Genomic DNA, 14,348 nt, shown 5'->3' with positions numbered 1-14,348 from the left:
GCGTCGTCGTGCCGCGGTGCGGTCAGCCCCGCGCGGCGGGGACGGGTCAGGAACGGCGCAGCACCGCCCCGCCCGCGTAGCGCGCCGATGCGCCCAGTTCCTCCTCGATCCTGATGAGCTGGTTGTACTTCGCCGTGCGGTCGGACCGGGACAGCGATCCGGTCTTGATCTGGCCGCAGCCCGTCGCGACCGCCAGGTCCGCGATCGTGGTGTCCTCCGTCTCGCCGGAGCGGTGCGACATGACGACGGTCCAGCCCGCGCGCTGCGCGGTGGCGACCGTGGCGAGGGCCTCGGTCAGGGTGCCGATCTGGTTGACCTTGACCAGGACGGAGTTGCCGACGCCCGTGCGGATGCCCTCGCGCAGCAGGGCCTCGTCGGTGCAGAACACGTCGTCGCCGGTGAGCTGGCAGCGGTCGCCGACTCCGGCGGTCAGCTCGCGCCAGCCGTCCAGGTCGTCCTCGGCCATCGGGTCCTCGATGGAGACGATCGGGTAGGCGTCGATCAGCCCGGTCAGGTAGGCGGCGTGCTCGGAGGGGGTGCGGCGCACGCCTTCGCCCGCGTAGACGTACGCGCCGTCCCGGAAGAACTCCGACGAGGCGGGATCCATCACCAGTCCGATGTCCGTGCCGGGCCGGTAGCCGGTGCGTTCGATGGCCGCCATGACGAAGTCGAGCGCCTCCTCCGCGGTGCGCAGCGCGGGAGCGAACCCGCCCTCGTCACCGACGCCCGTGGCGTGTCCGGCGGACAGCAGGTCGCGGCGGAGCGTGTGGAAGACCTCGGAGCCCATGCGGACGGCTTCCGCGAAGTTCTCCGCACCCACCGGAGCGATCATGAACTCCTGGAAGTCCAACGGATTGTCGGCATGGGCGCCGCCGTTGACGATGTTCATCATGGGGAGCGGGAGCAGGCGGGCGTCGACGCCGCCGAGGTAGCGGTAGAGAGGCTGGCGGTGGGCCGCCGCGGCGGCCTTGGCAGCGGCCAGGGAGACGCCGAGCAGCGCGTTGGCGCCGAGGCGGGACTTGTCCGCCGTGCCGTCGAGTGCGACGAGTGCGGCATCGAGGCCCGCCTGGTCGCCGGCGTCGCGCCCCGTGACCGCCGAGGCGATGTCGCCGTTGACGTGGGCGACCGCTCGGTCGACGCCCTTGCCGTGCCAGCGACGGGGGTCCCCGTCCCGCAGCTCCACGGCTTCCCGCGCACCGGTCGAAGCCCCGGACGGGACCGCGGCGCGGCCGAGGGACCCGTCGGCGAGGAGGACATCGGCCTCGACCGTGGGATTGCCCCGGCTGTCGATGATCCGGCGGGCGGTGACGGACTGGATGACAGTGGACTCGACTGCCGTGAAAACCATGGGACGTCCTTCGCGTTGACGCGTGTCGCGGCCTTGCTGCGACAGCGCTGGCGCGTGCCGCGACGACAGCGACTCTACAGCAATGCTGTTCAGTTTGGCTGTTCAGCTCAGCTGCTCAGTTCTGCTGTTCAGTTGCGCTGTTCAGTTCTGCTGTTGAATTCGCGGCATCCACAGGGCGCGCGCTCCCGCTGGTGATCACCGGTTAAAGTGCCTTATGCCCACCCCGGACCCCGCCGCCGTCGCCACCGAACTGCGTAACGCGATGGGCAAGCTCACGCGACGCGTGAAGCACGAGGACCGGATCCCGCACGGCCAGGTCTCCGTCCTCGGCACCCTCGACCGCGACGGCGCCATGACCACCAGCGACCTCGCCGCGGACCAGCGGGTACGCCCCCAGTCCATGGCCCGGGCGGTCGGGCTGCTCATGGAGCAGGGCCTGATCGTCCGCCGGGCGCATCCGACGGACGGCCGCAAGACCCTGGTCGAGCTCTCCCCAGCCGGCCACGCCGCGCTCGACGCGGAGCGCGGGCGCAGGGCGGGCTGGCTCGCCCAGGTCATCGAGGCCGAGCTCACCGGCGAGGAGCGGGAAGTGCTGGCGCGCAGCGCCGCCCTGATGGAGCGGCTCGCCTCGCGCTGACAAGCGGGCGTTCGCCCACCGTCCGGCACGGCGCCACCCCGACGAGCAAGGGCGTTTGCCCACCGTCCGGCACGGCGCCACCCCGACCGGGCTCGCGGAGCCCACAGGACTCCGCGAGCCCGTATCCGATGTCCGCCCGGCCCGGCCTACTTCAGCCCGGTGTCCAGCGCGCCCATCAGCGTTCCCTGCGGAGTGTCCCCCGACATCTCCCAGACCATGACGCCCAGCAGCCCCTTGTCCTTGACGTACGCGGTCTTCCTGCCGATGGACCAGGTGTCGTCGAAGGACCACCATTGGTTGCCGGTATATCCGTATGTCGACACGGACTGCTCATCGTGGTGGACCGCCATCGTCGGGTACGCGCCGATGAGGTTGGAGTAGCCCCGGGTGCCGGCCTCCTCGGCGAACTGGCCGGGGGCGGCTCCGCCCGCGGGCTGCCATTCGCCTGCCGCTCCGCCGTCGGTGACGCTCTGCCAGCCCCGGCCGTAGAACGGGATGCCGAGGGTCAGCTTGCGGGGTTCGACTCCCGCATCCGTGTACGCCTTGATCGCGGTGTCCGCGCTGAAGTGGAAGCCGTACGGGTCCTGTTGGTCGTTGTACAGGTTGGCCTGGTGGCCGGTGCGGTTCGGTTCCCAGGAGTTGTCGCTGCCCGAGCCGTGGAAGTCGTAGCCCTGGACGTTGGCCACGTCGAGGGAGTCGAACACCTTGGACAGGTCCCAGCCCTCGCCGATCTTCTGCGGGTCGGCGGGGGTGAAGGCGGTGAGGAGGCGGTGGCCGCCGCCGAGGGCGTCCAGCTGCTTGCGGAACTCGGCGAGCAGCAGGGTGAGGTTGCCCTTGTCGTTCGCCGAGTAGTGGTTGCCGGGGTGTCCGGTGCCGGTTCCGGGCCACTCCCAGTCGATGTCGAATCCGTCGAAGATGCCTGCCGCGGTGCCGGGGCCGCCCGCTCCGCCGTACTCGGGCAGGTTGCCCTTGATGTACATGTCGATGCAGGAGGAGACGAACTTCTTGCGGGCGGCGTCGGTGGCGGCGACGTCGGAGAAGTACTTCGAGTACGTCCAGCCGCCGAGCGATACCACGATCTTGAGGTCCGGATGGAGCTTCTTCAGCTTCTTCAGCTGGTTGAAGTTGCCGCGGAGTTTGCCCCAGCCGTCGTCGGCGACCCCGTCCACGGACTGGGCGGCGCTGAACGGGCGGGCGTAGTCGGCGTCCGCGTCACCGGCGCCGGTGCCCTGCTCGGGGTCCTGGGGGTCGGCCGTGGTGCCCTTGGTGACGCCGTTCAGGCAGGTGAGGTTGTTGGGGTCGATGTTGGCGAAGGCGTAGTTGACGATGTCGAGCTTCCCGGCGGCGCCGGAGTCGTGGAGGTTCTTGACGAAGTACTGGCGTCCGTAGATCCCCCACTGGACGAAGTAGCCGACCTTCGCGTAGTTGCCCGCGCCGACGATGTCGTCGGTCTTCACGGTGAGGGTGTTGCTCGCGGGCGAGGCGTTGTCGGCGGCGTCCCGGGCCTTGACCGTGAAGGAGTACGAGGTCGAGGGAGACAGGCCGCCGATGGTGGCGGTGCCCGTGGTGCCGGAGACCGTCGTGGCCAGGGTGGTCCCGCGGTAGATGTCGTACGCGGCGACCCGCTGGTTGTCCGTCGCGGCGGTCCAGGCCAGCGTGACGGACGAGGAGTCGGTCGCGGTGGCGTGCAGGGCGCCGGGGGCCGTGGGCGGCGCGGTGTCGGTGGCCGGGTCGACGGTGGTGACGGCCAGCGGGGCGCTCTCGGCGGAGGTGTTCCCTCGGGTGTCCTTGGCCCGGACGGTGAAGGAGTAGGCGGTGGCGGGAGTCAGGCCGGTGACGGTGGCGGTGGTCGCCGCGGTGGCCGAGCCGACCACCTTGCCGCCCGCCAGGATGTCGTACGAGGCCACGGGGAAGTCCCCGGCCGCGGAGGCCGTCCAGGACAGCGAGGCGGTGCGGGCGGTGACGTCGGTCCGCTTCAGGCCGCCGGGCGCGCCGGGCGGTGCGTCAGCGGATCCGTCGCACTTGTCGCCGTTGATCCGGCAGCCGGTCGGCGCGGTGATGGGACCGGTGGCGACGAACCAGAAGCTGTACGGCTCGGTGGTGCTGTGCGCGGCGACGGTCCCGTTGTAGTGGGCGTTGACCGCCGTGATGTGGCTGCCCTGCGTGGTGACGGTGCCGTTGTACGAGGAGCTGATCGCGACCCCGGCGGGCAGGTCGAACGCGAGGCTCCAGCCGGTGACGGCCGTGTCGGTGTCGTTGCGCAGGATGTAGGTCCCCTTCCACCATGGGCCGTTGTCGGCCGAGGTGAAGGTCGCCGTGAGCTTGCCCGCCGCGTGCGCGGGGCCGGCCTGGAGGGACAGCAGGGCGAGGAGGAGGGTGAGGACGGCGAGCAGTGCGGTCGCCGTTCTCCGTCTGAGGGGCATGTGCTCGAACATGGTTCTCCCTTGCGGCTGGGACCGGTGAGGCGGTCCTCGGGGGGAGCGGTTTCGTCGTTCCATGGAGCACAGGGGAAAGTAATTGGTCTGGACCAACTCGTCAATAGGTACAGACCATTTGATGCCACCGGGGCTCACCGCCCGCAGCGCGGGGAGCCCCGGAAGTGCCGCTCAGCCGCCGAGCACGACGGTGCGCGCCGCCGAGAAGTCACCCCACTTGCCGTCCGGAAGCTTGGCGCGGATCTTCATCGAATGACGGGTGCCGCGCGGCTCACCGACGGTGAGCCGGTAGCTCGCCCGGCCCTCGGGCGGTTCGCCGCCCCAGACGATGGTGGTGGTGAGCCGGCCGTCCAGATAGAGCTGGTAGGCGGGTATCTTCCCGCCCGTCTCCGGCTGCTTCCAGTCCAGGTCCACGGCGTACTCCTTGCCCTGGGCGCTGCTCGTGATCCGCAGGTCCGTGGGGGCGGTACTGGCTGGTGCGCCGGGGGCGGTCGCGGTGGTGAGGTCGAAGGTGTTGCTGTCGGGCGACGAGGTGTCGGCCGCGTCGCGGGCGCGGACCGTGAAGGTGTAGATGGTCCCGGGGCGCAGCCCGGTCAGGCGGGCCGTGGTCCGCGTGCCGGGAACGCTGTGGATGCGGGAGCCCTCCTGGTAGATGTCGTACGAGGTGACGCCGACATCGTCCGTCGAGCCGCCCCAGGACAGGGTCGCGGCCTTGCCGCCGTCGGCCTTGCCGCGCAGTTTCACCGGCCGGGTGGGGGCCTCGTGGTCGGCGGGGGTGGGGGCGGGGGTCGTGACGGCCGCGGCGGCGCTCGGCGCGGAGAGGTTCCCGGCGGCATCCCGGGCCCGGACCGTGAAGGTGTACGCGGTCGAGGCCGTCAGCCCGTCGACGTCGATCATCACCTTGGCCGCCGCGACGGACTTGACCTTCCTCCCCTGGCGGTAGACCTCGTACCCGGTGACAGCCGTGTCGTCGGTGGCCGGCTCCCACATGACATGCGCGGAGGTGGCGCTGCTCGCCTGGACGGTCACCCCGCGGGGTGCGGTCGGCTTCCCGGTGTCGGCCTCGGCCTCCGAGCCGCAGGCGGTGAGCGCGGCGAGGAGCAGGGCGGCGGAACAGGCCAACGCGGCGGTTGCGTGGGGGCGTTGCACGGTGGAACCTTCCATCCGGGAGCAATGGTCCAGACCTGTATCGCATGGTGCGGGGGTCGCCGACAAGAGGACGGAGCGGAACGTTCCGCAATGTGCCGGTGTGCACCTCCCGCCGCGCTCCGTACCACCTGACGGGCTGTCGCCCATGCCGTACGTGAGAGGCGTGGTGCCGACCCGGCGCCCCCTTCGCCGCCGGTCCGCCCGCCGGACCGGCGGGATCCGGTCGGCCCGGCCGGATCATTCTGCCGGGACGCGTGGAGCGCCGAGCGATGATTCCGGGGCTCTCGGGCAGTCTGCACAGGTATGGATACGCAGACGAATTCCGCACCCCTCCTCGACCTCGAACCCGCGGTCCGGCAGATCGCCGGCCTGCTCGACGGCATCGACGACACCCGCCTGACCGCACCGACTCCGTGCCCCGACGTGACGGTGGGCGCCCTGCTCGCTCACGTCGAAGGGCTGGCCGTGGCCTTTCGCGATGCCGCGCGCAAGGAGCTCGGCGCGACGACCGACACGGCGCCCTCCGTGGAATCGGGGGTGCTGACGGACGGGTGGCGCGGCACCCTGCCCGTGGCGCTCGACGAGATGGCGGCGGCCTGGCGCGCTCCCGATGCCTGGCAGGGCATGACCCGGGCGGGCAGCGTGGACCTGCCGGGCCAGGTGGCCGGCATGGTCGCGCTCAACGAGCTGGTGCTGCACGGCTGGGACCTGGCGCGGTCGACCGGGCAGCCGTACGGGGCCGAGGAGGCTCATCTGCGCAACACGCTGGCGCTGCTGGCCGACCTGGGTGACAACCCGCCGGCCACGTCCCCCTTCGGCCCGCCGGTTCCGGTCGCGGACGACGCACCCCTGCTGGACCGGGCCGTCGCCCGGAGCGGCAGGCGCCCGGACTGGCACCCGGAGAGCTGAGCCCGGGTGCCACCGCCACCCGTCGGCCGGTGACGAACTCAGCTGGTGAAGAACTCCGTGATCTGGTGGGCGACCTGGTCGGCGTGGACCTGGTGCACCTGGTGGCCGCCTCCGAGGGTGAGGAGGTGGCAGTCCGGGATCAGGGTGGCCATGTCCTGGAGGCGGCCCTGCGGCATGGTGCTGGCCGGGCCGCCGGCGAGCATGAGCGTCGGGGCGACGATCTCGCCGAGGCCCTCCTCCCATGCCGGGTCGGGGTCGGCCAGTTGGTTGCGCACGGCCTCGATCACGGCCTCGTCGTAGTCGACCGGCCCGTCGGACCGCACGTCCGGCCCGACCGTCCCCGGGAAGGGCGGCGGGGTCTCCACCAGCACCAGCCGCTCCACCCGGTCCGCGTGCTGCTGGGCGAACAGGTGGGCGACGACACCGCCCACCCCGTGGCCGACCAGGCCGACGCGGTCGAGCTCGCACGCGTCGAGGAAGCCGAAGAGGTCGTCGAGCATCAGCTCGAAGTCGTACTCGTCGGGCCAGTCGCTCTCCCCGTGACCGCGCAGGTCGAGGCCGTACACCCGCCATTCCTGACCGAGCAGACTCCCGGCCGCCTCCCAGCTCGCGGCGGAATCGCCGAGGCCGTGCAGCAGCACGACGGGCGAGCCGAACGGGTCGCCCCAGGTCCGGTACGCCAGACGTACATCGCCGACATCCACAACAGACTGATCATCCATACCCCTGACGCTACAGCCGAATGAGGGAAGATCACTCCCGCGGCCTGGCAGGCTGGACAGGTGAAGCCCACCCCGCGTTCCCTGGTCAGCCCCCTCGCCGCTCTCGTCATCGCCCTCGCCGCACTGTCCGGCTGTACGGGGGCGGAGCCCGGCGACTCCTCCGGCAAGGGGGCCGCCGATGCCGGGCTCGACGATCCGGCGAAGAAGGACATCGCCATGAAGCTGGTCTCCAGCGCGGAGAACTCGACCCTGGACTGGAAGGCCCAGTACACGTACATCCAGGACATCGGCGACGGCCGCGGCTACACGGCCGGCATCATCGGCTTCTGCTCCGGCACCGGCGACATGCTGAGCGTGGTGGAGCGGTACGCGAAGGCCCGGCCCGGGAACGCACTGGAGCGGTTCCTGCCCGCCCTGCGGGCAGTCAGGGGGACCGACGCGCACACGGGACTCGGCCGTCCGTTCACGGAGGCATGGGCCGAGGCCGCCGATGACGCGGCTTTCCGCAGGGCCCAGGACACCGAGCGGGACCGGTCGTACTTCGACCCCGCGGTCAGGCAGGCGAAGGAGGACGGGCTGAGCGCGCTGGGCCAGTTCATCTACTACGACGCCTACGTGATGCACGGGGCCGGTGACACGGAGGGCACCGTCGGCTTCCGTACGATGCGCCGCGAGGCGCTCGCCGAGGAACCGTCACCGGCCGACGGCGGCGACGAGGAGGCGTACCTCGACGCCTTCCTCGACGCCCGGGTCGCGGCGATCCGCAAGGAGCCCTCGCACACCGACACCAGCCGGGTCGAGACGGAGCAGCGGGTGTTCGTACGTCAGGGCAGGCTCGATCTGGAGACACCGCTGCGGTGGAAGGTGTACGACGACAGCTACCTGATCAAGGATCCGGACGGTTCGTAAACCCATGATCCAAGGGCGCGCGAAGCGTTGACCCATGCGTCCGTGTGCGCCGGTGCGCACCGCATGTGACCTGCGCTTTCACTTCCGGGGGACCCTGTGTCCCCGGCCGTGTCCGGGGCGCCCGCCGACCCGTTGAGGCGGGCGAACGGCACACGCTTCGTGGGCCGGATCACCGAGGAGTTTGCGACATGATGAAGAAGATTCTGCTGGCCGCGGCCATGCTGACCGCAGGCCTGGGACTGGCCGTATCGCCCGCCGCCCAGGCCGCCCCGAGCGCGGTCGCCGCACAAGGCGTCGAGGCGGCACCGACCCTCGTCTGCACGGTCAACGACAACGGGGTGAACTTCCGCGGCGGGCCGGGGACGGACTACCCCGTGCTGGGCCAGGTGAACCGTGGACAGAACCTCGACTACCGCGGCCAGCAGGGCAACTGGGTGATGGGCGACCTGTGGGGCGGCCCCACGGGCGTCTGGATCCATGTGGCCTACCTGAACTGCTGAGCCGGAGTTCCGCCGCCCCGTACCGACCGCTCCGGCGGCCGGTGCGGGGCCCTCGCGATTCCGGGACTCGCCCAACTCGTCGGCGTCGAAGGGGTGTACGACCGTCGTTCGACTCTGATAGGAAAGCTTCCTAACAGAATCATCGGAACGACGAACTCCCTTGGAGGACTGGTGCACGCTCCCCACAAGCGCACCGCACGTCGCAACAACCGATCCGTGCGCGTCGCACTCGTCGCGCTCGGCCTGACCCTCACGGCGATTCCCGCCACGGCCTTCGCCGGCACCGACCCCGCCCCCACGGCGGTTCACCACCAGGAGGCAGCCGCGACCGGGCTCGACGATCCGGCGAAGAAGGACATCGCCATGCAGCTGGTCTCCAGTGCGGAGAACTCCTCACTGGACTGGAAGGGCCAGTACGGCTACATCGAGGACATCGGCGACGGCCGCGGCTACACCGCGGGCATCATCGGCTTCTGTTCGGGCACCGGGGACATGCTCGACCTGGTGGAGCTGTACACGCAGCGGGAGCCGGACAACGCCCTCGCGGAGTACTTGCCGGCGCTGCGCGAGGTGGACGGCACCGATTCGCACGAGGGCCTCGACCCCGGCTTCGACGACGCCTGGGAGACGGCCGCCCAGGATCCGGCGTTCCAGCAGGCTCAGAACGACGAGCGCGACCGGGTGTACTTCGACCCGGCGGTCAGCCGGGGCAAGAGCGACGGACTGGGCACGCTCGGCCAGTTCGCGTACTACGACGCCATCGTGATGCACGGCGACGGCGGCGACAGCACGAGTTTCGGTGCCATTCGCAAGCGTGCCCTCGCGAAGGCGAAGCCGCCGGCCCAGGGCGGCAACGAGGTCACCTACCTCAACGCCTTCATGGACGCGCGGGTCTGGGCCATGCAGCAGGAGGAGGCCCACTCGGACACCAGCCGGGTGGACACCGCCCAGCGGGTCTTCCTGAACAAAGGCAATCTGAACCTGGATCCGCCGCTCGACTGGAAGGTCTACGGCGACAGCTTCCACATCGGCTGACGCCCCCGGGCAGGAAACAGCTGCGGCGCGTACGGCCGCCCTCGCGGGCGATTCCGTACGCGCCACAGTGCTATGACGATCACTCAGTGGACGCCCACCGGAGCCGCGTTGACCGGTTCGTGGTCCTGATGCTCCGGTCCGACCCCCTCGTCCGGCTTGCGGCCCAGGTGGTTGAAGGCCAGGTTGAGGACGATCGCCACGACGCATCCGGTCGAGATCCCCGAGTCGAGGACGACGAGCAGATCCTTCGGGAAGGCGTGGTAGAACTCCGGCGCCGCGATCGGGATCAGCCCTATGCCCACGGCCGCTGCCACGATCAGCGCGTTCTCGCCCTTCTCCAGTGCGGCGCCGGCCAGCGTCTGGATGCCGCTGGCGGCGACCGAGCCGAAGAGCACGATGCCCGCGCCGCCCAGCACCGGAAGCGGCACCAGCGCGATGACGGACGCGGCCACCGGACACAGGCCGAGCAGGATGAGGATGCCGCCGCCCGCGGCGACGACGAAGCGGCTGCGGACCTTCGTCATCGCCACCAGCCCGATGTTCTGCGCGAAGGCGCTGCACATGAAGCCGTTGAACAGCGGGCTGATGGCGCTGCCCAGGGTGTCGGCGCGCAGGCCGCCCTCGATGGTCCGCTCGTCGGCCGGCCGGTCGACGATCTTGCCGAGGGCCAGCATGTCCGCCGTCGACTCGGTCATGCAGACCAGCATCACGATGCACATCGAGACGATCGCGGCGATCTCGAACTGCGGTGCTCCGAAGTGGAACGGGGTGGGGAAGCCGACGACATCGGCGTCCTTGATGGCGCCGAAGTCGGTGATGCCGACCGGAATCGCGATGAGTGTGCCGACGACGAGTCCGAGCAGGATCGCGATCTGCTGGAGGAAGCCGCGCAGCAGCTTCCGCAGGGCGAGGACGATCACCAGGGTGACTGCCGCCATCGTGATGTTGGTGGTGGAACCGTAGTCGTCGGCCGTGGCGTTGCCGCCCTGGGACCAGTTGAAGGCGACCGGCAGCAGGGAGACACCGATCAGGGTGATGACCGTGCCCGTGACGACGGGCGGGAAGAAGCGGACCAGCTTGCCGAAATAGGGGGCGAGGACGAATCCGAGGAGGCTGGCGACGATGATCGCGCCGAAGATCACGGCGATGCCGTCGTCTCCGCGGTCCTTGCCGATCGCCACCATCGGCGTCACCCCGGCGAACGAGACGCCGTTGACGAACGGGAGCCGGGCGCCTATGCGCCAGAAGCCGAGCGTCTGGAGCAGGGTGGCTATCCCCGCGGTGAACAGGCTCGCCCCCATCAGGAAGGCGGTCTCCTTGGCGGTGAGACCCACGGCGGGTCCCACGATCATGGGCGGGGCCACCACGCCCGCGTACATCGCGGCCACGTGCTGGAGGCCGCTGGTGAACATCTTCAGTGGGGGGAGCGTCTCGTCGACCGGATGCTTGCGGTCGGACCGATTCGGTTCCGGGTCGGGTGCTGCACTTGCGTCGTTGCGAAACCTGGGCGTAGCTGCCACGGCGGTTCCTCCGGTCGGGTACACATCTGCGGCGACGTGGGTGTCAGGGAGGTGGTGCCGGGTCCGGCCGCCGGGACATGCGCCAGAGATGTCCGTCGGACCGGGTCCCGTGTGGTGCGTTGATGCAGGTGGGGCAGGTCGTGCAGCTGGTGCGGGCAGCTTGGGTCACCGGTACGGGAGGCGCGTACGTCTGAGGTACGCGCCTCCCCTACCGGTTGCCGTGGACCCCGCTCGGGTCCACGGCGGCCGGCCGAGGGCCGTCCCCCTCGGCCGGCCTGTATCGGGGGGTGCCGGACCGGCGGCCTCTCAGGCTCCGGCGGCGATCTGCGCGAGGCGGCGGGCCTCGTCGCGGGTGGCGCGGGCGATGGCGTCCTCGTCCACGGTGACGAGGCTGCTGGACTCGACGACCGGCTTGCCGTCGACGAGCGAGAGGGTGACGGGGGCGGCGGCGCCGAAGACCAGGGCGGTCACCGGGTCGGCGATGGAGGCGTGGGCGAGCGTGTCCAGCTTCCACAGCACGAGGTCGGCGAGCTTTCCGGGCTCCAGGGAGCCGATCTGGTCCGCGCGTCCGAGGACCTGGGCGCCACCGTACGTACCCAGGCGCAGGGCCTGACGGGCATTCAGGGCGCGTTCGCGGTGCGGGCCGAGGCGGTTGATGAGGAGGGCGTTGCGCAGCTCGGTGTGGAGTTCGCCGGACTCGTTGGAGGCCGTGCCGTCGACGCCGAGGCCGACCGGGACGCCGGCGGCGAGCATGTCCGGGACCCGGGCGATGCCCGCGGCGAGGCGGGCGTTGGAGGACGGGCAGTGCGCGACGCCGGTTCCGGTGCGGGCGAAGGCGGCGATGTCGGAGTCGTTCATGTGGACGCAGTGCGCCATCCACACGTCGGCGCCGAGCCAGCCGGTCGACTCGAAGTAGTCGGTCGGGCCCATGCCGAACAGCTCGTGGCAGAACTTCTCCTCCTCCACGGTCTCCGAGCCGTGGGTGTGCAGCCTGACCCCGCGCCGGCGGGCCAGCTCGGCTCCCTCACGCATCAGTTCGGTCGATACGGAGAACGGCGAGCAGGGCGCGACGGCGATCTGGGTCATCGCGTCGAAGGAGGCGTCGTGATGGGCGTCGATGGTCGCCTCGGTAGCGGCCAGGGCACCTTCGAGCGTCTCCACGGCGAAGTCCGGCGGCAGCCCGCCGTCCTTCTCGCTGCGGTCCATGGACCCGCGGGCGAGGGTGAACCGTACGCCCATGTCGCGGGCGGCGCCGATGATCGCGCCGGACAGGTCGCCGGAGCCCTTCGGGTAGACGTAGTGGTGGTCCATCGCGGTGGTGACACCGCCGCGGGCCATCATGGCGAGCGAGCCCTGCGCGGCGGTGCGGGCCATCGGCTCTTCGATGCGCGCCCACGTCGGGTACAGCGCGACCAGCCACTCGAAGAGGTTGTGGTCCGTGGCCAGGCCGCGGGTGATCCACTGGTAGAAGTGGTGGTGCGTGTTGATCAGACCGGGCGTGACGAGGTGTCCGGTGGCGTCGATCCTGCGAACGACGTTCTCCAGGCCCTCCGGTGCCCGGCCGGCGCCGACGGACTCGATGCGGTTGCCCGCGACGACCACATGACCCGAGGCGTACTCGGTGTCGTCGGCGTCGACGGTCGCGATCGAGCAGTTCTCGATGACGATGCGTTCCACTCGGTCGGACGCTGCCGGTGCTGCCATGGTGCTTCCTTCTCTCATCAGCGATGTGGGCACGGCAGGACCCTAGGAGGATTTGAGTGCCACAGCCGTGCGGCTGTGGGTGCCGAGATGGTGGAAGAACAGGTTGAGCAGGACCGCGACGAGCGCGCCGGCGCTGATGCCGGAGCCGAGCACGGTCTGTGCCCAGGACGGGAATCCCGCGTAGAAGCCGGGCGCGGCGAGCGGGATGATGCCCGCGCCGAGCGCCACGGCGACCAGGATGATGTTGGAGCTGTCGTCGAGCCCAGCCTCGGAGAGCGTCCGGATGCCGCTGACGGCGATCGAGCCGAACAGGACGATGCCTGCGCCGCCGAGCACGGGCATGGGCACGAGCGAGACGACCGCGCCGAGGACCGGGAAGACGCCGAGGACCAGCAGGGCGCCTCCGGCGGCCGCGACCACGTATCGGCTGCGCACCTTCGTCAGCGACACCACGCCGACGTTCTGGGCGAAGGCGCTGGTGGGGAAGCCGCCGAAGACCGGTCCTACGAGGGTGGCGATGCCGTCCGTGCGCAGTCCGCGGGTGATGGTCCGGCCGTCGGTGCGCCGGCCGCAGATCTCGCCGAGCGCGAGCATGCCCGCGGACGACTCGGTCATCAGGACGAGCATCACGATGCAGAGCGAGAGGATGGCGGCGGGCTGGAACTCGGGGGCACCGAAGGCGAAGGGGCTGGGCAGGGCGGCGACCGGCGCGGACCCGATCGCGGAGAAGTCCGCGAGCCCGAACGGCACGGCGGCCAGTGTTCCGACCAACAGGCCGATGAGCAGGGCTACTTGTTTGAGGAACCCACGCCCGAAACGCTGGACGATCAGGATGACGGTGAGCGTGAAGGCGGCGAGGGCGAGGTACTTCATGGCGCCGAAGTCGGCTGCCGTCCTGTCGCCGCCCTGCGCCCAGGCGACCGGGACCGGCATCAGGGTGACGCCGATGAGTGTGATGACGACGCCCGTGACGAGGGGCGGGAAGAACCGCAGCAGTCTGCCGAAGAACGGTCCGACGGCCAGGCAGAACACCCCGGCGACGAGCACCGCCCCGTAGATCGCGGGCAGTTGGTGCCCCGGGGCGCTGGTCTCGGCGATGGCGAGCATCGGGGCGATGCCCGCGGACGAGGCGGCGTTGACGAACGGCAGCCGGTTGCCGGCGAAGCCTCCGATGCCGAGCGTCTGGAGGAGGGTGGCGCAGCCGGCGATCAGAAGGCTCGCCGCGATCAGCCGGGTCATACCGGCCTGGTCGAGGCCGACGGCCTGTCCGATGATGAGAGGTGGGGTGACGACGCCCGCGTACATGGCGGCGATGTGCTGGAGCGCGGCGGGGACGAGCCGCGAGGGGGCGGGCTTCTCGTCCACCGGGTGGACCGGGCTCTCCAGCGGGGTGGGACACGGGCCTTCTGCTTCTGCGGGCCCAAGTGCAGGCTGTGCCATGGGAATTCCCTCCGGGCCGGCCGGCTCCCGTCCGCTGTGG

Annotated in this window: 12 protein-coding genes; 5 read left to right on the top strand and 7 right to left on the bottom strand. The window is 70.6% G+C overall.

Features of this window, described 5'->3' with window-relative positions:
- Window positions 1–46 precede the first annotated feature (46 nt).
- On the bottom strand, window positions 47–1,348 hold the full coding sequence (gene eno / locus ACGFZA_RS08920; RefSeq protein ID WP_385273061.1) for a phosphopyruvate hydratase: 1,302 nt from the start codon (window positions 1,346–1,348) through the stop codon (window positions 47–49).
- A gap of 214 nt (window positions 1,349–1,562) precedes the next feature.
- Between eno and ACGFZA_RS08915 the strand changes: the two genes are divergently transcribed.
- On the top strand, window positions 1,563–1,985 hold the full coding sequence (locus tag ACGFZA_RS08915; protein WP_385273064.1) for a MarR family winged helix-turn-helix transcriptional regulator: 423 nt from the start codon (window positions 1,563–1,565) through the stop codon (window positions 1,983–1,985).
- A gap of 146 nt (window positions 1,986–2,131) precedes the next feature.
- Here the strand turns inward: ACGFZA_RS08915 and ACGFZA_RS08910 are convergent, their stop codons facing one another.
- Both ACGFZA_RS08910 and ACGFZA_RS08905 read right to left on the bottom strand, forming a co-directional pair.
- Complete coding sequence (locus ACGFZA_RS08910) at window positions 2,132–4,420, bottom strand: glycosyl hydrolase family 18 protein (protein ID WP_385273067.1); 2,289 nt, start codon at window positions 4,418–4,420, stop codon at window positions 2,132–2,134.
- A gap of 171 nt (window positions 4,421–4,591) precedes the next feature.
- Complete coding sequence (locus tag ACGFZA_RS08905; protein WP_393678365.1) at window positions 4,592–5,584, bottom strand: fibronectin type III domain-containing protein; 993 nt, start codon at window positions 5,582–5,584, stop codon at window positions 4,592–4,594.
- Between the two features lie 288 nt (window positions 5,585–5,872).
- Here ACGFZA_RS08905 and ACGFZA_RS08900 point away from each other — a divergent pair, with 288 nt between their 5' ends.
- Window positions 5,873–6,478, top strand: coding sequence for a TIGR03086 family metal-binding protein (locus tag ACGFZA_RS08900; RefSeq protein WP_385273073.1), 606 nt, complete (start codon window positions 5,873–5,875; stop codon window positions 6,476–6,478).
- A 38-nt stretch (window positions 6,479–6,516) separates the two neighbouring features.
- Here the strand turns inward: ACGFZA_RS08900 and ACGFZA_RS08895 are convergent, their stop codons facing one another.
- A complete protein-coding gene (locus ACGFZA_RS08895; protein ID WP_385273076.1) occupies window positions 6,517–7,200 on the bottom strand; it encodes an alpha/beta fold hydrolase in 684 nt (227 codons plus the stop codon).
- Window positions 7,201–7,260: 60 nt separating this feature from the next.
- Here ACGFZA_RS08895 and ACGFZA_RS08890 point away from each other — a divergent pair, with 60 nt between their 5' ends.
- From ACGFZA_RS08890 to ACGFZA_RS08880, 3 genes are all read left to right on the top strand, one after another.
- A complete protein-coding gene (locus ACGFZA_RS08890; RefSeq protein ID WP_385273079.1) occupies window positions 7,261–8,109 on the top strand; it encodes a chitosanase in 849 nt (282 codons plus the stop codon).
- A 188-nt stretch (window positions 8,110–8,297) separates the two neighbouring features.
- Window positions 8,298–8,609 (top strand): SH3 domain-containing protein, encoded by a 312-nt coding sequence (locus tag ACGFZA_RS08885; protein ID WP_393678361.1) that lies wholly within the window; start codon window positions 8,298–8,300, stop codon window positions 8,607–8,609.
- Between the two features lie 171 nt (window positions 8,610–8,780).
- A complete protein-coding gene (locus ACGFZA_RS08880) occupies window positions 8,781–9,644 on the top strand; it encodes a chitosanase (protein ID WP_393678359.1) in 864 nt (287 codons plus the stop codon).
- 83 nt (window positions 9,645–9,727) lie between these two features.
- Here ACGFZA_RS08880 and ACGFZA_RS08875 read toward each other — a convergent pair whose 3' ends face one another.
- From ACGFZA_RS08875 to ACGFZA_RS08865, 3 genes are all read right to left on the bottom strand, one after another.
- Window positions 9,728–11,164 (bottom strand): nucleobase:cation symporter-2 family protein, encoded by a 1,437-nt coding sequence (locus ACGFZA_RS08875; protein ID WP_393678357.1) that lies wholly within the window; start codon window positions 11,162–11,164, stop codon window positions 9,728–9,730.
- Window positions 11,165–11,470: 306 nt separating this feature from the next.
- Window positions 11,471–12,868: an 8-oxoguanine deaminase gene (locus ACGFZA_RS08870; RefSeq protein ID WP_393678355.1), complete on the bottom strand. Its 1,398-nt coding sequence runs from the start codon at window positions 12,866–12,868 to the stop codon at window positions 11,471–11,473.
- A 42-nt stretch (window positions 12,869–12,910) separates the two neighbouring features.
- On the bottom strand, window positions 12,911–14,308 hold the full coding sequence (locus ACGFZA_RS08865) for a nucleobase:cation symporter-2 family protein (RefSeq protein ID WP_393678353.1): 1,398 nt from the start codon (window positions 14,306–14,308) through the stop codon (window positions 12,911–12,913).
- Window positions 14,309–14,348: the final 40 nt, after the last annotated feature.

The organism is Streptomyces sp. NPDC048211, from assembly GCF_043202315.1.
Taxonomy (GTDB): Bacteria; Actinomycetota; Actinomycetes; order Streptomycetales; family Streptomycetaceae; genus Streptomyces.
This window is presented reverse-complemented; position numbering and strand designations above follow the sequence as displayed.